The 23,469-nt window shown below is 44.5% G+C and carries 21 protein-coding genes and 1 pseudogene; 15 read left to right on the top strand and 7 right to left on the bottom strand.

What is annotated here, in order from left to right; all coding sequences use genetic code 11:
- Positions 1 to 236: 236 nt before the first annotated feature.
- The 6 genes from RID53_RS09310 to RID53_RS09285 all read left to right on the top strand — a co-directional run bounded on the left by RID53_RS09310 (position 237) and on the right by RID53_RS09285 (position 6,461).
- The gene (locus RID53_RS09310; protein ID WP_446387842.1) at positions 237 to 1,709 is read left to right on the top strand and encodes an AAA family ATPase; all 1,473 of its coding nucleotides are present in this window, start codon (positions 237 to 239) and stop codon (positions 1,707 to 1,709) included.
- A 2-nt stretch (positions 1,710 to 1,711) separates the two neighbouring features.
- Entirely contained in the window at positions 1,712 to 2,446 is a 735-nt protein-coding gene (locus RID53_RS09305; protein ID WP_446387841.1) for a hypothetical protein, read from the top strand.
- Positions 2,447 to 2,687: 241 nt separating this feature from the next.
- Positions 2,688 to 3,605, top strand: a complete 918-nt coding sequence (locus RID53_RS09300; protein ID WP_446387840.1) for a putative selenate ABC transporter substrate-binding protein — start codon at positions 2,688 to 2,690, stop codon at positions 3,603 to 3,605.
- On the top strand, positions 3,602 to 4,351 hold the full coding sequence (locus RID53_RS09295) for a phosphonate ABC transporter ATP-binding protein (protein ID WP_446387839.1): 750 nt from the start codon (positions 3,602 to 3,604) through the stop codon (positions 4,349 to 4,351). Before RID53_RS09300 ends, RID53_RS09295 begins: the two co-directional genes overlap by 4 nt.
- A gap of 230 nt (positions 4,352 to 4,581) precedes the next feature.
- A complete protein-coding gene (locus RID53_RS09290; protein ID WP_446387838.1) occupies positions 4,582 to 5,691 on the top strand; it encodes a TRAP transporter substrate-binding protein in 1,110 nt (369 codons plus the stop codon).
- Positions 5,692 to 5,957: 266 nt separating this feature from the next.
- Positions 5,958 to 6,461 (top strand): DUF3172 domain-containing protein, encoded by a 504-nt coding sequence (locus tag RID53_RS09285; RefSeq protein WP_446387837.1) that lies wholly within the window; start codon positions 5,958 to 5,960, stop codon positions 6,459 to 6,461.
- Between the two features lie 158 nt (positions 6,462 to 6,619).
- Here RID53_RS09285 and RID53_RS09280 read toward each other — a convergent pair whose 3' ends face one another.
- The 3 genes from RID53_RS09280 to RID53_RS09270 form a co-directional block, all read right to left on the bottom strand.
- On the bottom strand, positions 6,620 to 8,929 hold the full coding sequence (locus RID53_RS09280; protein WP_446387836.1) for a heavy metal translocating P-type ATPase: 2,310 nt from the start codon (positions 8,927 to 8,929) through the stop codon (positions 6,620 to 6,622).
- A 336-nt stretch (positions 8,930 to 9,265) separates the two neighbouring features.
- Positions 9,266 to 10,270, bottom strand: coding sequence for a pentapeptide repeat-containing protein (locus RID53_RS09275; protein WP_446387835.1), 1,005 nt, complete (start codon positions 10,268 to 10,270; stop codon positions 9,266 to 9,268).
- 236 nt (positions 10,271 to 10,506) lie between these two features.
- Positions 10,507 to 11,256, bottom strand: a complete 750-nt coding sequence (locus RID53_RS09270) for a DUF561 domain-containing protein (protein WP_446387834.1) — start codon at positions 11,254 to 11,256, stop codon at positions 10,507 to 10,509.
- 200 nt (positions 11,257 to 11,456) lie between these two features.
- On the opposite strand from RID53_RS09270, the gene RID53_RS09265 reads away from it, so the two are divergent.
- The 3 genes from RID53_RS09265 (at position 11,457) to RID53_RS09255 (ending at position 13,867) form a co-directional block, all read left to right on the top strand.
- Complete coding sequence (locus RID53_RS09265; RefSeq protein ID WP_446387833.1) at positions 11,457 to 12,548, top strand: protein kinase domain-containing protein; 1,092 nt, start codon at positions 11,457 to 11,459, stop codon at positions 12,546 to 12,548.
- A gap of 15 nt (positions 12,549 to 12,563) precedes the next feature.
- A complete protein-coding gene (locus tag RID53_RS09260; protein ID WP_446387832.1) occupies positions 12,564 to 12,974 on the top strand; it encodes an acyl-CoA thioesterase in 411 nt (136 codons plus the stop codon).
- Positions 12,975 to 13,678: 704 nt separating this feature from the next.
- Positions 13,679 to 13,867, top strand: a complete 189-nt coding sequence (locus RID53_RS09255; RefSeq protein ID WP_446387831.1) for a hypothetical protein — start codon at positions 13,679 to 13,681, stop codon at positions 13,865 to 13,867.
- 248 nt (positions 13,868 to 14,115) lie between these two features.
- Here the strand turns inward: RID53_RS09255 and RID53_RS09250 are convergent, their stop codons facing one another.
- Complete coding sequence (locus tag RID53_RS09250) at positions 14,116 to 15,783, bottom strand: dynamin family protein (RefSeq protein WP_446387830.1); 1,668 nt, start codon at positions 15,781 to 15,783, stop codon at positions 14,116 to 14,118.
- A gap of 163 nt (positions 15,784 to 15,946) precedes the next feature.
- Here RID53_RS09250 and ahr point away from each other — a divergent pair, with 163 nt between their 5' ends.
- The 4 genes from ahr (at position 15,947) to RID53_RS09230 (ending at position 18,137) form a co-directional block, all read left to right on the top strand.
- Positions 15,947 to 16,948: an NADPH-dependent aldehyde reductase Ahr gene (gene ahr / locus RID53_RS09245; RefSeq protein ID WP_446387829.1), complete on the top strand. Its 1,002-nt coding sequence runs from the start codon at positions 15,947 to 15,949 to the stop codon at positions 16,946 to 16,948.
- 32 nt (positions 16,949 to 16,980) lie between these two features.
- Positions 16,981 to 17,262 carry a hypothetical protein gene (locus RID53_RS09240; RefSeq protein ID WP_446387828.1) on the top strand — a complete coding sequence of 94 codons (282 nt, stop codon included), beginning with the start codon at positions 16,981 to 16,983 and terminating at the stop codon, positions 17,260 to 17,262.
- Between the two features lie 96 nt (positions 17,263 to 17,358).
- Positions 17,359 to 17,721, top strand: coding sequence for a deaminase (locus RID53_RS09235; RefSeq protein ID WP_446387855.1), 363 nt, complete (start codon positions 17,359 to 17,361; stop codon positions 17,719 to 17,721).
- Positions 17,721 to 18,137: a hypothetical protein gene (locus tag RID53_RS09230; RefSeq protein WP_446387827.1), complete on the top strand. Its 417-nt coding sequence runs from the start codon at positions 17,721 to 17,723 to the stop codon at positions 18,135 to 18,137. The genes RID53_RS09235 and RID53_RS09230 overlap by 1 nt, the downstream gene beginning before the upstream one ends.
- Positions 18,138 to 18,200: 63 nt before the next feature.
- Here RID53_RS09230 and RID53_RS09225 read toward each other — a convergent pair.
- Positions 18,201 to 18,404: pseudogene (locus RID53_RS09225) on the bottom strand (DUF7014 domain-containing protein); the annotation flags it as partial.
- Between the two features lie 183 nt (positions 18,405 to 18,587).
- A complete protein-coding gene (locus tag RID53_RS09220; RefSeq protein WP_446387826.1) occupies positions 18,588 to 19,223 on the bottom strand; it encodes a type I restriction endonuclease subunit R in 636 nt (211 codons plus the stop codon).
- Between the two features lie 249 nt (positions 19,224 to 19,472).
- Here RID53_RS09220 and RID53_RS09215 point away from each other — a divergent pair, with 249 nt between their 5' ends.
- Positions 19,473 to 21,173, top strand: a complete 1,701-nt coding sequence (locus RID53_RS09215; RefSeq protein ID WP_446387825.1) for a DUF262 domain-containing protein — start codon at positions 19,473 to 19,475, stop codon at positions 21,171 to 21,173.
- Positions 21,174 to 21,735: 562 nt separating this feature from the next.
- Here the strand turns inward: RID53_RS09215 and RID53_RS09210 are convergent.
- A complete protein-coding gene (locus RID53_RS09210; protein ID WP_446387824.1) occupies positions 21,736 to 22,470 on the bottom strand; it encodes a helix-turn-helix transcriptional regulator in 735 nt (244 codons plus the stop codon).
- A 278-nt stretch (positions 22,471 to 22,748) separates the two neighbouring features.
- Between RID53_RS09210 and RID53_RS09205 the strand changes: the two genes are divergently transcribed.
- Positions 22,749 to 23,111, top strand: a complete 363-nt coding sequence (locus RID53_RS09205; protein ID WP_446387823.1) for a hypothetical protein — start codon at positions 22,749 to 22,751, stop codon at positions 23,109 to 23,111.
- Positions 23,112 to 23,469: the final 358 nt, after the last annotated feature.

The following is a 23,469-nucleotide window of genomic DNA, read 5'->3' as shown; positions in this document are numbered from 1 at the left end:
TGCCCACCAGCTAAAATTTGGGATTAGTTGGGTTCGTAGTAGGGGCTTCAGCCCCTAATTTCTTTCATGGGCATCAGGCTAATCCATCTTGCTAAGATGTGCCACGCCACTACTGAAATCGGTTGAATCGGGCGCACGTCGGTGCGCCCCTACGGTTTCCATTCATCTTGCGTAGGTAAAGTAAAATAACACTTGTGAAGCCAACGAGGATATCAAGTCAATATTAGGAGTGTTTTATGCACCTGCAACGAATTCGAGTTCCTGATTTCCGGGTTTTAAAGGATGTTGATATTACCTTTGAACAAGATTTTGTTCCCAGGATTTTTCCTTTAGGTAGTCTAAATGGTGGTGGCAAGAGTACACTGCTGCAATTAATTTTTACTCTCCTTCACTGTTCGACTGATCCGGAAAAGAAACCTTTTTTGCAAAATCTGCTATATGGATTCAATCTTCGTGAAGACTCTCCTAAGAGGACTTTAGCAAAAATTGACATTTGGGACAATGGTAAAACTGTAAGCCTTTATTTTTTTGTATGCAAAGATTCTCATATTCAAGATTTATTGCCCTTGAATAATAATTCAAAATCAATTATTAATTCAAACTTAAAGTTTTCCACACCATATAGGTTAGAAAATTTACAATCCAAAAGTTCTGTTTTGACAACAGAAATTTCAAATTTAGAAAAGGCAAAAAAACAGGCTTTGACAAGTGAAGTGATTGAAGAATTTAAAAGAATACTAATAAATTTGCAAGATAGTAGGATTTTTACTCCAAATATGGTAAATTTACTTTTAAAGAGACATGAAATAGAAAAAACTATACGTATTTGTAGTCAAAGACTTAAAGCTTATTGCGATTTAATTCAAAAAATTGAACCCGTTTTTCCAAAAATAAAAGAATACCTGGAAGAAAATCATTTGCTATTCATAGATCAATATAAAACCAATGAAAGCGACATAGAAAACGAAAATACTTTGCTTTGTAATATCAAATATAATAAATCAAAATTTGATAATATAGAAAATAAAATATCCGAATATAAATCATTTTTGATTCATTTATCACAGAAAATATTTCTGGCTGCTCCTTCAACTCAAGTGTTTCTTTTTATGGATCAAGAAAAGCGAAATTTGTTATTTAAAAGTAGAATAATTGAAGATGAGGATTATTATTCGCAACTTAAGACTGCAAAATCTCGACTCCAGAATTTATTTACTTATGATTTTTTGGCGGTAGATATTCTGATACAATCTTTTAAAGATGCTTTTGATCGAGATGTAACAGAAGTCGTAGAAACAGGGAACTATGGCAATCATTATCATAACTTAACAAAAGAGTTAAACCAGATGTTATTTAATAAAAAGATAAATATAGATAAAGACCTTAATGGAGTGAACTTTACATTAGATAGAAATGGCGAGACTATCAAACTCTCTCCCGAAGACCTTAGTCATGGAGAGTTGAAACGGTTAAGCATTTATATGTGGCTCAAACATCATAATATAGAAGATGCCATTGTATTAATGGATGAAATAGAAATCGCATTCCACCCCGATTGGCAATATCAAATCATTCAAGATTTACAAGAATGGGCACCGAATAATCAATATATTCTGGCAACCCACTCTTATGAACTCTGCCAAGCCTTAACTCCTGCCCATGTGAAAGAATTAGAACCTAAACTTATCCAGCAAAACCCCGAAAACTAGACATGAGTTTTAGTCCAGAACAGTTACAACGCCACTGTAAAATAATTCTTAATTCTCGCAGAATTAGGAATAAAATAGTTGTTCTCTGTGAAGGTAAAGGGGGTGTCTGGGATCTGAAGGGTAGACCATCACCTCAATCTTATCGAAGAATGGCACAAATGCCAGATGCTAACTTTTATAATGCCTGTGTTCCTAAGTGGTGGCGGAACTATCGACCTGAATTTTTCAATTGTGGCGATCGCACAGATGTACTTGATACTTACTTCACGTTATTACAGTTACACGATAAAGATAGCACTAACTCCTATTTAAGTCCAGAAAAGCTGTTTGCGATTGTGGATTTAGACTTGCAACTTAAAACCATTGATGATTATCTGTTCCCAGACACAGAGGCAATTTTTAAGGATTTGTATACACAAGCAAAGGTTAATCCTAAGAATGCAACCAATCATCAGATCTGGGTGACAGGGTTTATCTATAAGGAGTCCTACTTTCTGTTCCCGGAACTTCAACCTGTATTTGATGACTTTTCCCCTACTCCAACTCCAATGTATAAAGATAATCCGGCTTTGCTGCAAACAATTTATATTGATATGGCAGATGGAATCAGTAATGATGCTAATTTGCGAGATAACTTACAACGAGCATCGCAGCGTCTTCGCTACTGTTCTGGATTAGATTGCCAGGGAGTCAATGAGTTGCGAGATTCCTGGATAAATGAATTTAAAAGAGCTTAAGTTGACACGGGTGACTGACATGCGCCCGATTTAACAGTAAAATCTATTGCACGATTTTAGCTGGGTTACGCCACACCTAAGCAAGATGGATTAGCATTCTGCACAAGAAACCCGTACAATTAAGGGCTAAGGTTCCCTTACTACAAACCAAATCTACCAGCATCGAAAGCGCGATCGCACACCGTACACCATGCCTACTGCTAAAATTTGTCTTGGATAAATAATGTTATGGATTCAGCCTATGGCATCGTTAAAAAACGTTTTAGTATCAGGGTTGCTGCTGTTCCTGCTATCTCCGCTAGTAGCTTGTTCTCCAGCATCTGAAACAGCGGATGAGACAACCGTTGAACCCTTAATCGCTGGGGCGATTCCTGATCAAGATCCGGAAAAGTTGCAACGGCTGTATGACAAGTTGGCAAATTACCTGGAAACGGAGTTAGGTGTACCCGTCGAATATAAACCTGTAACCGACTATGCAGCGGCGGTGACAGCGTTTCGGGTAGGGGATCTCGATCTGGTTTGGTTTGGCGGCTTAACTGGCGTACAGGCGCGATCGCAGGTTGAAGGCGCAGAGGCGATCGTCCAACGGGATATTGATGCTGAATTTACCAGTGTATTTATTGCTAATAAAAATAGTGGACTACAACCGATTCAGGATATCCAAGAATTATCCAAATTAAAAGGATCAACCTTTACCTTTGGCAGTGAATCCTCCACATCAGGGCGGTTAATGCCTCAGTATTTTCTGGAACAAGCCGGGGTGACACCAGAAGATTTCCAGGGAGAGGTCGGTTTTTCCGGTTCTCATGATACCACAATTCAACTGGTTGAAGCCGGGAGTTATCAGGCGGGGGCATTAAATTCTCAAGTCTGGAAAAGCCGCGTGGAAGCGGGAGACGTGGATTTAAATAAAGTGGATGTGATTTGGGAAACGCCAACCTATTATGATTATCATTGGGTGATTCATCCCGATGCTAAGTCACGCTATGACGAAGATTTTTCCCAGAAAGTGCAAGCCGCCTTACTCCAGCTTGACCCGAATAACCCTGAACACCAAGAAATTTTAGACTTATTTGGGGCTGATAAATTTATTCCCACAGAAAATTCCAATTACGCACAAATTGAAAAAGTCGGTCGTCAAATTGGCAAAATTAAATGAGCGATTCGTCGCCAATTTTCCAGCTAAAAGGTGTAACTCAGCAATTTGGTCGATTGACCGCCCTAACGGAGATTAATCTCACGCTTTACCCTGGCGAACGGGTGGCGTTAGTTGGGTCAAGTGGGGCGGGAAAAAGCACCCTATTGCGTTTGTTGAATGGGACACTACAACCCACCCAAGGAGAAATTTGGGCATTAGGGTACAATCTTTCCCAGCTATCGACTCGGAGATTACGCCAAGTGCAACGGCAAATTGGTACAGTCTATCAGCAGTTTCATTTAGTGGATAATCTGCGAGTGATTCACAATGTTAATGCTGGACATTTAGGACGGTGGTCATTGTTTAAAGCCGCTTTATCACTATTGTTTCCGTTAGAGATAGAAACAGCGCATCAAGCGTTAACTCAAGTAGGAATTCCGGATAAACTTTACACCCGCACTGATCAACTCTCTGGTGGACAACAGCAGCGAGTGGCATTAGCGCGAGTTCTCATACAAAATCCCTTAGTTATTTTAGCCGATGAACCCATTTCTAGTCTTGATCCGGAGTTGAGTCGAGAGATAATAGAGTTGCTATGTCAAATGAGTGAACAGGGCGGTAAGACTTTGGTTACTAGCCTACATTCGGTTGATTTTGCCCTGAGGTATTATCAGCGAATTATTGGATTAAAAATGGGAAAAATTTTATTTGATAGTTTAGCTACAAATGTTTCAGCAGAAATGATTGCTCAGTTGTATAAAATATAACAGCATAAATTATAGAAATTTGTATGGGTTACGAAACTGGGTCGAGTATGGCTTAAAGTAGACTGGAGACGTGCCGTGGCGCGTCTCTACATGATGCCGATTATTTTTTATTCAAAAGGCGACTCACTCTGATAGAATCAGGGCTTGCAGAGAGAAAGTATTCCAGATTACTAAAATCCCAGGCAGAGACTTTGGGAACCCGTAATCAATTTGGTGCAACGCGCAAACTCATGAAACGCAGAAAATTTGTCGGGAATGCTGTCATTGGTGCAACAGGCACCGCCGCCCTCGCGGGGTGTCGCCCAACTGCCACTAATTCAGGGGCGCAAAGCGGTAGCCAACCCAGAATTCGATGGCGCATGGCAACGAGTTGGCCCCAATCGTTGGATACTATTTTTGGCGGCGCAGAAACCATCAGCCAGCGTGTCAGTGAAATGACCAATGGACGTTTCACGATTAAGCCCTTTGCTGCTGGTGAAATTGTCCCCGGATTGCAGGTGCTAGATGCGGTACAAACTGGCACGGTGCAATGTGGTCACACCGCCAGCTATTATTACATCGGCAAAAACCCAGCTTTGGCATTTGGCACGGCTGTTCCCTTTGGTTTAGACGCCCAACAACAGAACGCCTGGTTATATCACGGCGGTGGTTTAGAGGCAATGCACAAGCTTTATAGTGACTTCGGCGTGATTAACTTTCCGGCGGGGAATACGGGAACTCAGATGGGCGGCTGGTTTAAGCGAGAAGTTAACTCGGTGGCGGAACTCCAGGGTTTGACCATGCGGATTCCTGGGTTAGGCGGTGACGTGATGTCCCGATTAGGGGTCAACGCACAAGTGTTACCCGGTGGCGAGATTTACCTGGCATTAGAACGGGGGGCGATTGACGCGGCTGAATGGGTGGGTCCCTATGATGACGAGAAACTCGGCTTGCATCAAGCAGCTCAACTCTACTACTATCCCGGTTGGTGGGAACCAGGAGCCACCTTAGAAGTGCAGGTGAATAAGGCAGAGTGGGATAAATTGCCCACGGAGTATCAGGAAGTCTTTAAAACGGCAGCCATGGACGCTAATCTGAACATGCAGACTCGGTATGATGCCTTAAATCAACAAGCCCTAGGAAAACTGCTGGAGGCTGGGGTGAAGCTGACGCCCTATTCTCAAGAGATTATGCAGGCAGCGCAGAAGGCATCCTTTGAGATATATGAGGAGAATGCTGCTCAAGATAGTACGTTTAAAGAGGTTTACGAGCAGTGGAAAGGCTTTCGCGAACAGATTTACCAATGGCATCAGGTGAATCAACTCAGTTTCTCTAACTTTGTGATGGCAAATCAGCAATGAGAACGTTTTGAGGTTTGACCCTTCACTTCATCCCTTGGGCATGGTTTTGAGTTTTGAATGTGTAGGGGCGGGTTTAGGGATTTTAGGCTTGGCTATTGGTGGTAATGCTCGCGGGATTGTTCCATGGGTATGCTTATAGAGAAGCCATTATTCCCGATACAATATACTTAGTTCCTGTATAGTGTCTGAAAACTGAACCTAACTTCTGGTATTTTATATCCCCCTAATCCCTCCCTGGTAATTTTAGCAACGTTGATTTAACCCTTATGAGACGCCGACCGAACCCTATCGCTTCCATTCTCAATGCCACCACCCTAGCCATTCTCGGCGGGATTTTTATCCTGGGAATTGGCGTTGGTATCGCCTTTAGTTCCACCGCCAGTCCCAATCTGGAAAATGTAGCATCCCGTGAAGCTATTGACCGCAGTGCGCCCAATCCGGAATTATGTATCCAGTACGGTGCCAGCGCGATGGTCACCGATATGCGGGTTTTTGTGACCCTCAACCCCTTCAACGTTTACGTCACCCAGCCGAGTATGCGCCCCGGATGTGTTTTGCGCCGGAACAACTGGGCAATTTTAGAGAAACGGAACCTGGTTACTTCGGATCAAGTGAAATCCTGTAAAAATCGGATGAATACCTTTGGCTTCACCGGTCCCTTGGAAGGTAATCCAGAAATTGAATGTATCTATCAGAATGAGGTAGAGGATAACTTATTCCTTACCAAACCCGGAGGAGGCAGTTCACCCTCTGAAACCGATAAGTTTTAACGCCTATCTCGCTCACCTTACGGATGTAGAGACGTTGCATGCAACGTCTCTACATTTGTTGTGTAGGGGCGGGTTTTACGCCTATCGTTGCTGAAGCAGCAATCATCAGGACATAACCATTAAAGCCTTGGCACTAAAGTGCCTACTACAAACAATGACTAATCCCGATGCATTAAAGGTCGTAGTGCATTTAACCCAGCAACGATCGCACTTCCATTATGCACCCCTGTGGCAACCAAGGGATGAAGCCCCACCGTTGACGCCAATCCCAACGCCGCTACATTAGGCGTAACCGCCAAGGCGGTATTCTGCTTGACAATTGCCAGAGTTTGTTTGCCGATCGCGATCGCATCGAGTAAACTGGCTAAGTCATTCTCCATCAACACCACATCTGCTGTTTCCCGTGCCACCGCTGAACCATCACCAAAGGAAATCGACACATCTGCATACGCCAGCGCCACGGAATCATTTAACCCATCCCCGGTAAACGCCACCGTTTTCCCGGCTTCTTTTAACCGATGCACCACCTCGGCTTTCGTTTGGGGGAAGGCTTCGGCGTGAACCTGAGACAAGGGAATCTCTAACTCCTGCGCCACGGCGACGGCTTTCGTTTGGCTATCCCCGGTTAACAGATGAATCTCCATGCCATACTCATGCTGCAACTGATGAATCACCCGGCGACTTTCTGTTCGCAAGGGATCTTTATATTGAATCACCCCTTGGAATTCATCCTCACATGCCACATAAATTAGCGACGAATCAGCGGAAATCGGACAATCTTGCTGACATTCCGACGATTCACGACAACAGGGATGTTGATCATAAAAACAATCTACATCAATTCCAGCTTGCCGCAAAAAGCGATCGCTTCCTACTAAGACTCTCTCACCGTCAATTTCCGCCTGCACACCTAATCCGACTTCAAAATGCCACTCACCCCGGGGTAAGACATCAATACCCTGTTCCTCCACGTAACGCATCACCGCTTCCGCCACTGGATGAGTCAACCGTTGTTCCGCTGCTGCTGCAAGTTCTAAGATACGTTGTGCTGACAAGCGATTGGTGACGGTTTCCACGGCGACAACTTGAATATTCCCCTGAGTTAACGTTCCCGTCTTATCGAAAACAATCGTATCCACCTGGGCAAGTTGTTCCAATGCCCGTCCTGAACGGACTAAAATACCATGGCGCGTAGCATGGGTGAGGGCGGCGAGAAAGGTGGTGGGAATGGAGACGCGCATCCCGGTAACAAAGTCCAGGGTGAGGATAGAGGCTGCCCTAGCCGGATTCCGAGTAATTGCCCACACCCCACTGGCTAAGAGAAACGCAGGCATAATTGACCGTTCTGCCAGTTGTGCCGCATAATTTTCCATGCGCGTATCATGGACAGGGGCTTGCTTAACCAACTGAATACTCGCACCCGCACAGGTATCAGCACCAACCCGTTCCACTTTGATATACAATTCACCCGATCGCACTAATGTGGATGCATAGACGGTTTGTCCAGCTTCTCGTACCACAGGCATCGATTCCCCGGTGAGTTTCTGCTGATCAATCGTGGCATTTCCCCGCAACACCATGCCATCAACAGGAATTTGTTCGCCGGGATAGACTATCACGGTATCCCCAGGCTGTACCTGAGTCAATGGAACCTGCTGTGTTTCCCCATTACACTCCATCCAAGCATATTGTCCGATAGAATCGAGTAAATCCGTGGCTTGAGCCTGAGACGAACGGGCGGTGCGATCGCGGATGATATCCCCTAATTCGTGCAGTGTCATCATCAGGGCAGGTGTCAACCAGTTTCCCTGGATTGAGGATAGCGTAATTGCCACCAAATCCAAGCTATCAATCGTGAGGCGACGTTCTCCCAGCAAACTGGCGATGGCACGTTTCGCCACAGGTAACCCCGCCACGGCGACAGAACCCGCCACCAGCGATTGAGGAATGGGAAGGCGTAATGGACCGGCTAATAGGGCGAGGAGAGTAGCTAAGGCGGGACGTTTCAATTCGGACCATTCACTGTCCTCCGTCGTCTCCTCTGGACTCTCATCAACCGGGGAAATCTTCTCCTTGTCCGGGTACAGGGGACTACCTCTGCCTTCTGCCTTACGTCCAGAGGTTTTAATCAACGTCAGCAACACCCGATGCATCTGAACGTCAGATAGCTGCTGATTCTCATAGCCAATCACCATAGACGCGGCGGCGCGACGAATACGCACCATTTTCACCCCATCCTGAGACGCCATCAATGCTTCTAGCCTCTGGGCATAATCAGCATCATCCACCAACCGAGGCACGCGAAATCGCACCCGTCCAGGAATCGAATGCACTACGCGACAAGGGTTTCTCCCAGACACAGCCTTCTTCCCTGATGGCTTTGCCCTATTGAAATTATTGGAGTTATCATAACTTGTGTAATTGGCGTAGCTTGCGATCGCGTCCCATCGGGTGTCCAGATTTACCATACTCATGCCTCAGCACTGTTGATTGGTCGTTAGACCTTTCTACTATAAAACGTTCAGGACGGTTAATTCAGAGTTGGCAATTTTTATTCACAAATTATTAAGATATTAGTTGATAATTCAACAATTTTTATGAAATTTTAGATATTTTTTGTTGATTGTATAGTAAAATTACAAGATTGTCTATCATATAAGTTATTGCGAATTATTTTTAGTTGTTGCCTATTGGCTGTAGGGGCAGGTTTGATCGATCAAGGTTGGACTCAAACCGATAACGTGACTAAACCCGCCCTTCTAGCGAAGTTGAAGGAAAAGAAATTAAGTCGTTAACCCCAACGGTTAACTGGCTTCACAACCTGTATTCGAGGTAGAACCATCTGGCATTGTCACCCCACATAAATTCGATTTTCTCAACTCAGCATCACTTAAATCAGCACCATTGAGATTAGCGCCACTCATGTTAATATCCACAAGACGAGCAGAATTCAAATTCGCCTCACTCAAATTTGTTTTCACCAAGAAAGCCTTAAGCAGATTGGCATTACTGAGGTTAGCCCCCGTTAGATTAGCATTCTCCAAGTTAGCATTTTCTAAGTCAGTATTGCTCAGGTTGGCGTTGATGAGCTTGGCATTGACTAAAAAAGCATGGCTCAGATTTGCCCCAGTTAGACTTACATTAACTAGATTTGCATCGACTAAAAAAGCATGAACCAAACTTGCCCCAGTTAGATTTGCATTGACTAAATTTGCACCAATTAAATTGGTGTGATGGGTATAGACCATGTTAGCTTCTTTGTAGATATCACTACTCAGATTTGCTTCCGTGAGATTGGCTCCTTCCAGATTAGCTGCCATTAACCAAGCACCTCTCAAAGACGCATTACTGAGATCTGCATTTTTAAAGTTAGCAGAGGAGAGAAGCGTTCGACTGGTTCTCCGCGCATCCAAATTGGCTTTGCTGAGATTAGCATTTTCTAGAGTTGCCCGTTCGAGATTACTCCCTTTTAAATTAGCCTCACTCAAATCAGCATCGTTCAAATTAACTCTTGCCATATTAACATCGACCAAACGAGCAGAATGCAAATTAGCATCCTGAAGATTCGCATTCACCAAGTAAGCTTTAGTTAAATCTGCATTGCTGAAGTTCGCGCCAGCGAGATTTGATCCGGCTAAATTAGCACCCCGAAGTTCTGCACCACTGAGATTCGCACCACTCAAATCACATTCAATACATTCTTGGGTTTCTAAGAATTCCTTGAGGTGTTCAGGGTTTTCTGCTTGAGCTGAAAGGCTTAAGCAGAGGGGAGTCAGCAAGACAGCAATGGTCAACAGGTTTAGTTTCATCGCAGGATAGATGTATTCAGTCCACCCATCCGTATTTCTCAACTCACTGAGCTTATGCAGTTTGGTTGTCTAATTTTATTATTCCTAGAAACCGGGTTTCTCGTAAGGATAACAATGAAATATCAAGCTTTCACCCAAAGAAACCCGGTTTCTTGACTGATGTCCTAGGGATAAAGAGGGTAACAATTAACCCCTCCCTAACCCTCCCCTTGTCAAGGGGAGGGAACTCGAATGACTTAAACGCCTATTCGTGTCAGGTTAACCGTTGCCAAAGCTTCCACCAAACTGCGGACAGCTGCAACCATCGCCACTTCGTTGTCCAACTGATTCACCGCCGAACCCACGCCAACACCAGCTGCGCCTGCGGCAATTGCCATAGGTACGGTGACACTGGATAAGCCAGAAGCACAGAGTACAGGTACAGATACGGCGCGAGAAATTTCCGATGCAGCGGCTAAGGTGGGAGCGGCTTTTTCAATCAAGCCCAAGGTTCCCGCCGAACGAGGCTGACTGCTCGTACCGCCTTCGGTTTGAATAATATCTGCCCCGGCTTGCACCAGTTCTTGTGCCAGTTCCACTTGCTGATCTAATGTCAGGATATGCGGAACAGTAACGGATAGGGTAATATCAGGCAAGAGCGATCGCGTCTGTTGGGTCAAGGCTAAAACCTCTGCTGCCTCAAACCGCCGCCCTTGGGCGTAGAAGCTATCGAAATTCCCGATTTCAATCAAATCAGCTCCGGCTTCCACTGCACTGACAAATCGATGGGGTTCCACAGCAGAAACACAAATTGGCAGATTTGTCAACCCTTTTACAAGGCGAATCAAATCTGGATCAGCGGCGATATCGACAAACGTCGCACCACCCCGATCTGCTGCCTTAACGGTAGCACTCACCCGTTGGGAGTCAAAGTTATTCAAGCCACTAATAACCTTGAGGACTTGGCGGTGTTCAAAAGCTTTTTGTAGTTTTGGATGCATAGTCATCGTTGCACGTCTGTTCTATATACTAACGATCTATCGTTTATTTTTGTCGAAATTAATCGCTCAGGTCGCCTACATTTATTCATGAATAGGAAATATCTATTGTGCCACTTATCGGGGCGTCGTGTAAATTTGAAGAAAGATAAGATCTTTGCCTAAACTAAGAACAGGCTGGAGAGCTTGTACCATCTGATTCTGGAAAAATGAATTTTGCGCCGGGAAACCTGTCTTCCTTCCACTCGGAAATTTTACAGCAAACCCAACTTGGTCAGCTTTGCGGTCAAAATGAACTCTTTTGCGATCGCTATGAGATCTTGCGAATGTTGGGTCGCGGTGGGTTTGGTGTGACCTTTCTCGCCAAAGATGCTGGGTTACCGGGTCAACCCCTGTGTGTGATTAAGCAACTTTGCCCCAAAGTTGATGACTCGAAAGCCTTGGAGAATGCTCGTCAGCGTTTTGAACGAGAGGCAAAAAGTCTCGGCAAACTGGGTAGTCACTCTCAGATCCCCATGTTACTCGATTACTTTGAGACTGGGGAGGAATTTTTTTTAGTTCAGGAATACGTCCAGGGTTCCACCTTAGCGCGGCTAGTCAGGCGCAGTGGTCGTTTCTCTGAGGTAGCCGCCAGACAGTTTTTGGCGGAAATGCTACCCCTACTCGACTACATTCACCGCAATAACGTGATTCACCGAGATATCAAGCCACAAAATATTATCCGCTGTGAAGATGATGGTCGATTGGTGTTGATTGACTTCGGTGCGGTCAAGGAAAAGTTGGTGCAAGCCCTAGACAGTAGCATGAAACTCGCCTCAACTCATTTTATCGGCACCGTCGGATTTGCCCCACCCGAACAGTTTTCGCTGCGCCCGGTATTTGCCAGTGATATCTACGCCCTAGGAATGACCTGTCTTTACCTGCTAACCGGAAAAGCGCCTCTAGACTTGCACAGCGATCGCCAAACGGGTGCCTTATACTGGGAACGCTTGGTGCATATCAGTCAGCCTTTGACTCAAGTGCTGCGGAAAATGACAAATGTATCACTGACGAATCGTTATCATTCAGTTCGGCACATTCTGCAAGACCTGAATTTTAAATCACCCTACGATGATCTGGCGCAGTATTTAGTCAAACAACCCCACCCGAAAACTAGCACCTCAGCCAATCAAGATGAAAGTAGCCGCAAGGGTTATCGCACTCCCGCCGCAAAAGAGGCGATTGCCATTCGGGACTGGAAACAACGGCAAGAAAAAAAGCGGTGGCGTCCGAGTCAACCTCCATTGGGAAATTCTAAGTGAACAGAACAGTCAAGCATGTCCTTTACCTATAACCGCACCGTCCGCTTTCAAGATACCGATGCTGCTGGTGTCGTTTACTTTGCCAATGTTTTAGCGATGTGTCACGAAGCCTATGAAGACTCTCTAGCCAAGGTGGGTATTAATCTCAAAACATTTTTTAGTCACGCTGCTGTGGCTGTGCCAATTATCCATAGTAGTGTAGACTTTTTTCAGCCCATGTTTTGTGGGGACAAGCTGCTGATTGATGGGATACCTCAACGGTTAAGTGATAGCAAGTTTGAAATTAAGTATCAGGTTATCGATGCTGCTTCACCGCAACGACACCTAGCAGATGCCTTAACTCGCCATGTTTGTATTGATACGAACACTCGCACTAAAATTATCTTGCCAGATGGGATGATTGATTGGTTATGTCATGTCCGATGAATACTTACCAAGACATGAAAAACCGGGTTGCTTAACGAATAATCCAGGCTTTCAAGTTGCACCAATCGCCAGAAACTCAGTTTTTGGCGTTGGTGGTATTTTAGTGCAGGGCTTAACCTCGCCCTAAAAACAGTGCCAATTGGCAAACTGTACATATCCAGATGTTACCAAAGCTACAGATTTGGTGAGATGGATTGGTTATTTAATAGTCAATCAAAAGAGTTACCTATTATCCTCTCTAAACCCAACTCTATTTTTCTACTGTTGAAGTATTGACAGCAGGAGATTTAGTTATGGAATCTGTTCTTATTGTGATGCTTTTGGGTATTATATTCATGCTGGAAGTTTTAACCAGAAACGATCATATTTAACTTGAGCTTGACTGGCAGTTGAACGGTTATGGCGTTGTCAGCCCTATTTAGCCATCGCCTAACCGCCGTAGCTGAGTCGCCCAAGTGATCGGTAAACTACCCATAATCTTCATTAAATCTTTATTTTATGAAGATTGTTCGGTGAATCTACGCGAAATGGCTGATAAAAGATCCGCAAAATTTTCAGTAAGTTTACTGAAGCTATTTAAGAGGGTTTTTAGTTTATGATTTTACTTGACAGGGAGTTTTATCCCGGTGATTTTCCATCACCAAGTCATAGCTGAGTTTACCACTGGAGTCTTGCCAGTGATTGAGTAAGGTTATTTCAGGGCTATGTTTAACGTAAAATTTACTCGTAATTTAACCGCCACGGCATTAGTCTTGGCACTCCTGACTTTTAGCTTAACCTCCGTGCAGAAGAGTTCAGCGCGATCCATCAAACAAGAGCGATTTGCTCAAATTGAGAGTGGAATTAAATTAGTTGGTGTAGTTCGGGCAAAACAGTGGCGTTATCAAAAGTAGTAGTAGCCGGGAAATAAATTTCCGGAACCAACGCTTAAGTAAGCTAAAGCTTACTACATTAAAGAATTTGAACCCGTTTGAACGGGTTTTAGCTTTCAGCCCGAACTTGAGTTCAGGGCTAGCTCACCTCTAGCCGGGAAATAAATTTCCGGAACCTAAAGCTTAAGGAAGCTAAAGCTTACTCCATTAAAGAATTTGAACCCGTTTGAACGGATTTTAGCTTTCAGCCAGTACTTGAGTTCAGGGCTTTAATTCAGGGCTAACCGCACCCGCTCCAATTCTTGCTCCAAATTCTCTAAAACATTTTGCAACAACTGTAACTGATGATGATCAATTGTCAATTTTAACGGCTCATTCGTCAAATTAACATTAATCATCGTTTCCGCCAATTTCTCATAAGCTTCCAGCGCAGAAACCGCTTCGCGGCTAAAACAAGTTAGGTACTCTGTCGCCGCATCCGTGTACGATTGAGTCACTTGTTCTACATAAGACATTGAAGACTTTGGCGGTGCAGAATCGCCGGAATTTTTATTCAACAAATATGTCGCCCCACCCGCCACCGCCGCGCCAACAGGTCCCCCAAATACCCAACCGAGTCCCGTCGCGATCGCAACTGGAGTAACGCCCTTGGTTCCTTTGGCTTGGGGTGGGGGTTCGGGAAGCTGGACTTCTGGGGGTTTGGGAAAGGGAATGGTCAGATCAGTGGGAGGTTGGCGATCGAAAAATTCACTGGCTTGATGTACCCATTTAACAATTCCCTGTTGATGGTTCTGAATCGCCTCTTTAAAACCGCCTTGTTCCCACAAATTAAATGTACCCTGTTGTAGCGCTGCAACCAGTTCTGATTGATAGCGTTCTAAAAGTTTGGGTAAATACAGCCATCCTTGGAAATCCGACACACTGGCGGCGAATCCTTTTTGAATCAGATTTTGGGCTTTTTGTTTAATCTCTAATTTCGTTTGATGCTTTTGCTCCGCCACCGCAATTTCAGCAGAAACGGCTTGCATTTTGACGGTTGCAGCCTGTTGGATTTGAGACGCGATCGCCTGCACACGGGGAAAGCGGATGGCGAGGCTCTCATGGCGCTCGGCGACAATGCTTTGCAGCGCCGATTCCAACATATCTAACCCCGTAGTTTGGGCAGCGGCGGTATCGCCTTTGAGCCGATAGCGTAAGGCGGGGAGAGCATCGACGCGATAGATATTACTGATATTATTCGGCAGTTGCGAGCGGAAACTTTCTGCTACAAATAATAAACGGTTATAGACTTGTTTCTGCTCGTCGGGTTCCAATAAATTCAGAAAATTAACCACAAAAATAACCGTATTTATTCCCCGATCCAATAACCAATCTCTCAGGTGTTCTCGTTCCCCTAACGTCATCAACTTACGACCATCCAGCACCTGAACAATTAAATCCGCCGTGAGCAGTTGGTCGCGAACTAAGGCTTCCTGGGCTTCGCGGTCATCCGTTCCCGGTAAATCCAGCAATTCTACCCCCGTTTTCAGGAACGGATGGGGACAAAAGACCTCAACATTAGTCACATCCTCCCGCATCCGCCGTTGGTCATCTAATATGGCAAACTGTTTCAGGACATCTGTTCCGTTTTCACTGATTTGTTGACCGTTAGAGAGGGTAATGCGCGTGTGTACTTCGTTCCCGTAACGGATATGAATCGCCGCGCCTGTGGTGGGGATTAAATCGATAGGTAGGGTACGTTTCCCCAGTAAAGCATTGAGTAACGTCGATTTTCCGTAATTAAACGGACCAAAAACAGCGATGCGGAAAATCGGATTCTCCAGATAATCGCAGAGTGCGATCGCGTCTTGGCGGAGTTGGGCGTTCTGTTCCCCATCCAGCAGACCAATTGCCGATCGCAGCGTGTTTGCAAGTTCGCGGAAAACGTCCTGTTCCATTGGTCATTCGTCTTATGTCTTATGTCAGAGTTTGAGGAATCTTTATATAACTTAGTATAGTTGGGTTTATTTCCATCAACCGTAACTAAGGGTATACCATTTTTCTGATAGAAGGGGGTTCAATCCTTTAACATGATCAACAGCAACTATTACAGATTTCACCATGATCAAAGCTTATGCTGCTCATGAACCCGGAGGACAACTCCAACCCTTCGAGTACGATCCCGGTAGTCTCGGTGATGAAGAAGTCGAGATTAATGTCGAGTATTGCGGGATTTGTCACAGTGATCTGAGTATGCTAGACAACGAGTGGGAAATGACTGAATATCCCTTTGTTCCGGGTCATGAAGTTGTGGGTACAATTGCTGCATTGGGCGATAACGTCACCACGCTTAACCTAGGACAACGAGTTGGATTAGGGTGGTTTTCGAGTTCCTGCATGACGTGCGAATGGTGTATGTCAGGGAATCACAACCTTTGCTCGGATGCAGAAGGAACTATTGTCAGTCGTCATGGTGGATTCGCGGATAAGGTTCGTGCGGATCACAGTTGGGTGATTCCCCTACCTGATGGGATCAATCCCGCTACCGCCGGTCCTTTGTTCTGCGGCGGGATTACCGTATTTAACCCGATTGTTCAGTTTGACATTAAATCGAGCGATCGCGTGGGCGTGATTGGTATTGGTGGATTAGGTCATATCGCGCTGCGTTTCCTCCAAGCTTGGGGGTGTGAGATCACAGCGTTTTCCAGTAGTCCTGATAAAGAAGCAGAAGCACGGGAATTGGGAGCCACTCATTTTATCAATTCGGGCGATGTCAACGCCTTAGAATCCGTGCAGAATTCCTTTGACTTTATTCTCGTCACAGCGAATGCTGACCTCGATTGGAACGCCTACATTGCTGCATTACGTCCCAAAGGTCGGTTACACTTTGTTGGAGTCATTCCCAATCCCCTGTCTACTCCAATTTTCCCTCTGATTCTTGGTCAAAAGTCAATTTCAGCCAGTCCCCTGGGGAGTCCAGTCACCATTACTCGGATGCTGGATTTTGCTGCAAGACAGGGTGTTGAACCGATTACTGAAACCTTCAGCTTTGAACAAGTGAATGAGGCGATGGAAAAACTGCGCCATGGTAAACCGCGCTATCGCTTGGTGTTGAAGCATTAGAATAAAACAATTGCGATTGTGAGGGATGTGCTTTGATCCGTGTTTCACCAAAAGACTTGAAATCGGCGGAAGTCGGGGCGGGTTTAGTCACATCTAGGTGTAACCGAAAGGATAGTCGTGAAACCCGCCCCTACACAATCACACGCCATGTCCGACAAGCGTTGCCAAAGATTTATGCCATGAAAACTCAGGCGATCGCTCCAGAATATAGTTTATCGTTTATCGTAGGGGCGACCCGCTTCCACAAATCAACAACGGTGTCCACTCAATTTGATCGGGTCGCCCTGTACTTAACTCAAAACCACTTAAAATAACAAGTAAATCCAAATTAGGGAAAATAGGCAAACTTATCTAAAGGCAGGAAAACGACGAACAGTGTTTTTGACGAATTAGCCGAATACAGACAGCGCCTGGGTTTACCTCCTGCGGGCAGCGCAGAAGATTACTCAACTATAGCCAAATTAGAAATCAGGGGTGAAAATTTCTTCGGTATCAATTCTGGTGATAATCCCAATCCTCGACCGATAACTTTTAGGGTTAATCCAATCACTAAAACCCACGCTGAGGCTGATGCCTTCCAACAAGCCGCAGATGCAGGCATTAGAGGGGGTAAAGCTCGTTTAATTGTTGATCGAGATCTTTGTGCGGCTTGCGGTTTAAGAGGAGGTGTGAATTCTATGGCTTGGCAGTTAGGCATAGAAGAATTGGAAATCATAACTCCAAGTGAAAACAAGAAAAGAATAGTCAAACCCCCAAATAGAAGGAGGCAATGATGTTTGTATCAAACCTATCAATCGAAAAATGGGTTGGCAACAAAAATCAAGGTGACTTAATCGAAAATCCGGATTGGAGTCAGATAGAAGCAGCTATCCGCCAGTTAAATGGAAAAAATCAAACCTTAGTTACCTTAGCAGCCGATGATGAGACTTACATGACGATTGGCGGTGGTTATGCTGGGAAATATGTTGTTTCAGTCACCTTCGATAATCTGGATTTTTATAATTTAGTTGATTTATCCAAACCTGAAGCAACCGAAAAACTCGTTATTGGCGGACAAGAAGGGCTTTATTCCACAAAGATGTCTGTTGATTTGCTGCGTTGTCTGCTAGCAGCGCGAACATTTTCAGAATCAGGAAAACTCGATTCATTGCTGTCGTGGGAAGAAGATAAGTCGTTAGTCACCGTATAATAGATAGGCGATCGCTACGGTTGGTTAGTGTAAATAAGAAGCTAGTTGTAATAGGCAGTATCCTCAAGGTAGTGCCTTCTCCGCTTCAATCAGAAACAAAATTGTACTCGCCGTCATGTGAAGTTGGTAAGCTGCAAAATATTGTGGCACAATACAAGGCTGGGAACCTTGACCATGACCTCCAAGTTTGTTTCTCACAGTAGGAACACCGCTTTCAAGACTTGACCTGAGTGATGTAAATTGATTCTGTAGGTAACTTGGAAAGAGTTATCTGTCAAAGTACAAGTTTATACTATAGCCATAATAAGTAGGCTGTGCCTTACTGTTCGCCCATCATTGAGAGAATGTATTAGCGATAACAGCCATACCAACTATTATTGTAGCACGAAGAGTTACTTTGGTAGTACGCCATGAAAGCAGTGGATGGATTGTGGATGAGGATAATTTATCTTACTCCACCACCGCCTGTCCCAACCGCTTCAAAATCCGTAGAACCTCGCTTAACTCATGTCGCCTGGGAAACAGCGAAAAAGTCCGCGATACATCATACTCTGGACTATCTCCTTGACTAAGCTTTAAAAACACAAACTCATCCCCATTTGTCGCCATACCAAACGCTGGATGATCCCTCTGCGGACTCGCTAACATATAAGCCAACAACTGTGGTAAAGCCGCCGGAACCGGAATACTGGTTCGCTTCGACTCAATCACCAAAATCCAAAGTTGTTCTTGTACAACCAACGTATCAATAAAACCGCGAATCGTTTCTTCCGGATCATCAAGTTCTAACCCAACCCCATAAGGCGAACTAATGCGGAAAGGCGGATCAAGAAATCCTGCAAGTTCTAATAGTGGCGAAACCACCAGCAGATTGATTGTACCTTCCAATAACAAACCATCGCCGCGATGATAATCATAGCGTTGCTTAATCCGAGTAACACCCGCCTCTTCTTGTTCGTCGAGTTCGAGTAAATCGTCAACCCACTCACTGAAAAAGCGATCATCATCCGCTTGACGCAAATTACAGCGCACCCGCAGATCGTTTAAGCTTTTTATAGTATCAGTAATCCCTAAACCTGTAACCATCGGTTGCTGTTTATTTGTTAATCTGAGTTTAGCAAACTGTTCTAGGACTTACGCAAAGGCTCTATTTGTAGGGTGTGTTACCGTAGCGTAACGCACCTTTACCCCCATCCGTGGTGTGTCTGCGTAAGTCCTGTGTTCAAGATCCCCCCATCTCCTCCAAGCCAGTGATACCAAATCTGAGTTGACTACCCCCTTGATAATCTATCTAGTTTGCACATCCTTCTGTCGTTTACCTTCTACCTTTTTATTATGGTTCGGATTAACCTTCTAGATACTCGCACAACTAGCTTCGGCGATTTAATTAGCAACGGAAAAATCTATCGCGTCCCGCCGTTTCAACGGGATTATTCCTGGACGGTGGAGAATTGGGAAGACCTTTGGCAGGATATTTTAATGCTGCATAATAATGTTAGTGTCAGTCATTATATGGGAGCAATTGTCCTGCAACGTTCTGGGACAACTGATCAATCATTTACCATTATTGACGGTCAGCAACGCCTAGCCACACTCAGTATTATTGCCGTTGCTGTTATTAAAATGCTCCAACAGCTTGTCGAGAAAGATATTGAGCCTCAAGCCAACCAAGAACGACAAGAAATTCTCAAGCGGACTTATCTCGGTGATCGCGACCCTCGTTCTCTGCGATATTCAAGTAAACTGATTTTGAATGAAAATAATAATGATTTTTATCAAAGTAATTTAGTTAACCTGAGAAAACCCCTAAATATTCGTTCTCTCTCGAAATCCAATCAACTCCTATGGCAAGCTTTTGAATACTTCTTCACTCAATTAGAAAAACTGCCAGAGGTGACTCAAGATGGCGAAAAATTGGCAATGTTTATTACCGATACAGTGGCTCAAGGACTGTTGTTCATCCAAATCAGTGTTGAAGATGAACTGAATGCTTATACCGTTTTTGAGACATTAAATGCCAGAGGAATCGAGCTAACCTCGACTGACTTGTTGAAAAATTACCTCTTTTCGCTCTTTCGAGGACCCGACGACTTACAAGAAGCACAGCGCCAATGGCGACGCATTATCAATACAGTTCAGATGGAGAAGTTCCCAGAATTTCTGCGTTATTATTTGAGTTTAAACCATGAGCGAGTGCGGCGTGAACGCTTATTCAAGCTGGTTCGAGCATCGGTCAATAATGCAACCAAAGCGTTTGATTTATTGGATCAGCTTGAGAACTTTAGTAGTTTATATGTCGCCCTCAGCAATCCCAATGATGAATTCTGGCGTGATACTCCGGAGAACCAACCTTACATCCGTGAGTTGAATTTATTTCGAGTCAAACAGGCTTACCCGACTCTATTTGCTGCCTATCAGCAGTTTTCTCCGGAAAATTTCACGCGCTTACTCAAGCTCATCGTTGTCATCTCGTTCCGCTATAGTATTGTTAGCCGCTTAAATCCGAATGAACTGGAATCATTTTACAATACTGTTGCCACTAATATTGCAGAGGGAACCATCACAACGCCACGACAAGTATTTGATACTCTTCGTCCGGTTTATGTCACTGACGAAAAATTTCAACAAGATTTTTCTCTACTCTCAATCTCGACAAAAGGGCAAAAGCGTAAACTCGTTCGTTATATCCTCAGTCAGTTAGAGGCAGATGCGTCAGGGATGCAGGTGGAGGAAAATAGTTTTTCTATCGAACATATTCTCCCGGAAGTGCCAACCGATGAATGGCGGCAATATTTCACTGAGCGGCAATTAGAGGAAATGGTTTATCGTCTGGGAAATCTGACGCTATTAGAACCCTCGTTTAATCGGGATATTGGGCAAAAAAACTATCAGAGTAAGCAAGAAAAATATCAGCAGAGTGTTTATCAGCTCACTCAACGAATTACGGCTGAAGAATGGAATCCGGATGCAATGGCTGCACGCCAGAGGCATTTTGCCCAACGTGCTGTTCACATTTGGCAATCGGATTTTTTATAGCCCAGACTCTGCTAAGATTTTAAACATGAGGGCAAATAAATAAATTGATGTTTGTCGGTTAAATTAACCATCTGTTTAACGCCATTGATAACCACCGCGATCGCACCCCAATCAGGTAGGGGCGGGTTTAGGGATTAAATTAGTGGACACACCCCAAATAAGACAACGAAACCCGCCCTAATCCCCACCGCGATCGCACCCCAATATGTAGGGGCTTCCTTTAGGGATTACAGCAGTTTTCAAGTTAGTAGACTACAAACGATCATTGCGCTGAAAAGCAAGCCGATACAATTTTGTATTCCATAAACGTGAAAAGCGCTGTAAATCGGTAGACACACCCCAAATAAAACAACGAAACCCGCCCTCTTCTTAACCGTAAGGGGTGGATTTTGAATTGAGGTTATCGGTTAGGTTCAATACCGTTGAAGGGCGGGTTTTGTCTGAAATGTATTAATTTACCCGTTCATTGAGTTCCTAAACCCGCCCCTACATTGGAATTTTCCTGTCAACTGATTTCCTTCTGGCAATATCTAGGGTTGTATGACATGATTGAACCCTTTTCTTACACAGTATCTTGCAATCGCGCTACTAATTCAGCACGCGCCGAGACATTTAGCTTGCGGAACATCCGTTTCAGCGCCTGCTTCACGGAATTTTGGGTAATCCAAAGTTCAGCACCAATTTCCGCATTTGTCAACCCTTTGGCAACTAAATCAGCGATTTCCCGTTCCCGTGGGGTAAGGCGATTGGCGACGAGAGAGGGGGATTTTTTGGCTTGCGATCGCAAGGTAGCCAGACGGGATGATAAATGCAAACATAATCCGGTTAAGTCAGCCAAGTCTTTATAATCAAACGCAGGTGCATCAGAAGCACGGGCAAAATATACCCCACCCATCAAACGCCCCCCACTGACAATTGGACCCATCATCACATGCTCGTGATCGTAGCGAGCATAACAATTCTGGTACAGTTCAGATTGTTTCCAAACCTCTGGAGAGAATACCAGTTGTTCATGGGCGGGAGCATGGTGTTCGATGACATAGCGTAACACCGGATCAACCTTTCGCGCCAGCTTATTGTAATCAGCGACAAACCCCTCCGTATCCGCTCCCCCTTGCATCTGCACCTCAGCCGCCTGAGAATCTTCGTTGAGCAGACATAGCCCCCAATACTGCGCCTGAAAATGCTCCCCTAATTCGTCCATAATTTGCAGGCGAAGTTCCTGCTCATCACGAGCATCTGCGATCGCTTGGAAGAAACTGTGGAGAGAACGGTTCATCGTACTTGGCACGGTCATAATCTATCATTTTGAACGAATTGTTAAATAAGTCAGCATGGTTTAACCTGAACGCTTAGGAGAGTTCATTTTTTAATCGGGGTGAACAGTAATTACAGTATAGCGACATTATCTTGACGATAAAAATTGTATTTTGATATAATTTGTCATTTTTATATGCTACTCTGAAGAGGTACTACAACAGTAGAGTAGCTAGGAGCAAGAAATCTACTCTTGATGATCTGACGGGCTTTGAGCGATAAAAGCCGTAGCCAATCACGACACCTCCAAGACAATTAATGGTCTCTCGGTTGAGTCGTACCGATAAACCGTTTTTCGTGCTGGATACGACTGACACAGCCAATTCATTGACCCAAAGGAAGAGTATGAACATTCAAGCACTCGATATTAAAGTAGGCGATCGCATCATTGCCTACTGCAAGAATAAGATGCAACCTTGTACAGTGCAACGGTTACTCGATTCAACCCCCAACACGATCACACTAAAAGTATCCACCTGTACCCGTGTCCATTATCGGGAATCAGCCTCTTGTGTGATTCAGTTTCACCGAGAAGCTGTAGTTGAAATGGCTAGCTTAAATAGAAGTTTCGCCAAGACGATCGAACAGGAAGCTTACCAGGAAAGGATTTCAAGTATGTAGATAAAATTATAAATTGTCGAGAGGCTTGGCAATTATCAAAAAGTCTCTTGATGAGTGCAAAAAAATTGAAAGAAACGAATTGAAATGACAATCCGAGATGAAGTGAATTTTAACCTGGATTACGGGGGTATTCTGTCCGCGATGACTTCTCCTTTTATTAGAAAGCAATTTATGAGGGCAACTGAAGCTATAATTCCTGTGGTTAAAACGTTAAAAATGGTCTCACCTATAAATTAGAAGTTGTAAGTCAATAAACGAAGTTGATGTGAAAATCTTTGCCGTTTAACTCACATCTTGCACCACTCACTATTTTCCCCTGCTTCCCAGTGGCGTAGTTGACGCAGACTGTACCCACTTG

It is taken from the genome of Coleofasciculus sp. B1-GNL1-01, assembly GCF_040220235.1.
Taxonomy (GTDB): Bacteria; Cyanobacteriota; Cyanobacteriia; order Cyanobacteriales; family Coleofasciculaceae; genus Coleofasciculus.
This window is presented reverse-complemented; position numbering and strand designations above follow the sequence as displayed.

What these genes read in the sequence shown, in the direction of transcription:
- RID53_RS09250 (WP_446387830.1), bottom strand. Translation starts at nt 15,783, where the DNA reads ATGGAACAGGACGTTTTCCGCGAACTTGCAAACACGCTGCGATCGGCA.
- RID53_RS09230 (WP_446387827.1), top strand. Translation starts at nt 17,721, where the DNA reads ATGTTTGTATCAAACCTATCAATCGAAAAATGGGTTGGCAACAAAAAT.
- RID53_RS09260 (WP_446387832.1), top strand. Translation starts at nt 12,564, where the DNA reads ATGTCCTTTACCTATAACCGCACCGTCCGCTTTCAAGATACCGATGCT.
- RID53_RS09265 (WP_446387833.1), top strand. Translation starts at nt 11,457, where the DNA reads ATGAATTTTGCGCCGGGAAACCTGTCTTCCTTCCACTCGGAAATTTTA.
- RID53_RS09205 (WP_446387823.1), top strand. Translation starts at nt 22,749, where the DNA reads ATGGTCTCTCGGTTGAGTCGTACCGATAAACCGTTTTTCGTGCTGGAT.
- RID53_RS09290 (WP_446387838.1), top strand. Translation starts at nt 4,582, where the DNA reads ATGAAACGCAGAAAATTTGTCGGGAATGCTGTCATTGGTGCAACAGGC.
- ahr (WP_446387829.1), top strand. Translation starts at nt 15,947, where the DNA reads ATGATCAAAGCTTATGCTGCTCATGAACCCGGAGGACAACTCCAACCC.
- RID53_RS09270 (WP_446387834.1), bottom strand. Translation starts at nt 11,256, where the DNA reads ATGACTATGCATCCAAAACTACAAAAAGCTTTTGAACACCGCCAAGTC.
- RID53_RS09280 (WP_446387836.1), bottom strand. Translation starts at nt 8,929, where the DNA reads ATGGTAAATCTGGACACCCGATGGGACGCGATCGCAAGCTACGCCAAT.
- RID53_RS09285 (WP_446387837.1), top strand. Translation starts at nt 5,958, where the DNA reads ATGAGACGCCGACCGAACCCTATCGCTTCCATTCTCAATGCCACCACC.
- RID53_RS09295 (WP_446387839.1), top strand. Translation starts at nt 3,602, where the DNA reads ATGAGCGATTCGTCGCCAATTTTCCAGCTAAAAGGTGTAACTCAGCAA.
- RID53_RS09300 (WP_446387840.1), top strand. Translation starts at nt 2,688, where the DNA reads ATGGCATCGTTAAAAAACGTTTTAGTATCAGGGTTGCTGCTGTTCCTG.
- RID53_RS09275 (WP_446387835.1), bottom strand. Translation starts at nt 10,270, where the DNA reads ATGAAACTAAACCTGTTGACCATTGCTGTCTTGCTGACTCCCCTCTGC.
- RID53_RS09305 (WP_446387841.1), top strand. Translation starts at nt 1,712, where the DNA reads ATGAGTTTTAGTCCAGAACAGTTACAACGCCACTGTAAAATAATTCTT.
- RID53_RS09215 (WP_446387825.1), top strand. Translation starts at nt 19,473, where the DNA reads ATGGTTCGGATTAACCTTCTAGATACTCGCACAACTAGCTTCGGCGAT.
- RID53_RS09310 (WP_446387842.1), top strand. Translation starts at nt 237, where the DNA reads ATGCACCTGCAACGAATTCGAGTTCCTGATTTCCGGGTTTTAAAGGAT.
- RID53_RS09255 (WP_446387831.1), top strand. Translation starts at nt 13,679, where the DNA reads ATGTTTAACGTAAAATTTACTCGTAATTTAACCGCCACGGCATTAGTC.
- RID53_RS09210 (WP_446387824.1), bottom strand. Translation starts at nt 22,470, where the DNA reads ATGACCGTGCCAAGTACGATGAACCGTTCTCTCCACAGTTTCTTCCAA.
- RID53_RS09220 (WP_446387826.1), bottom strand. Translation starts at nt 19,223, where the DNA reads ATGGTTACAGGTTTAGGGATTACTGATACTATAAAAAGCTTAAACGAT.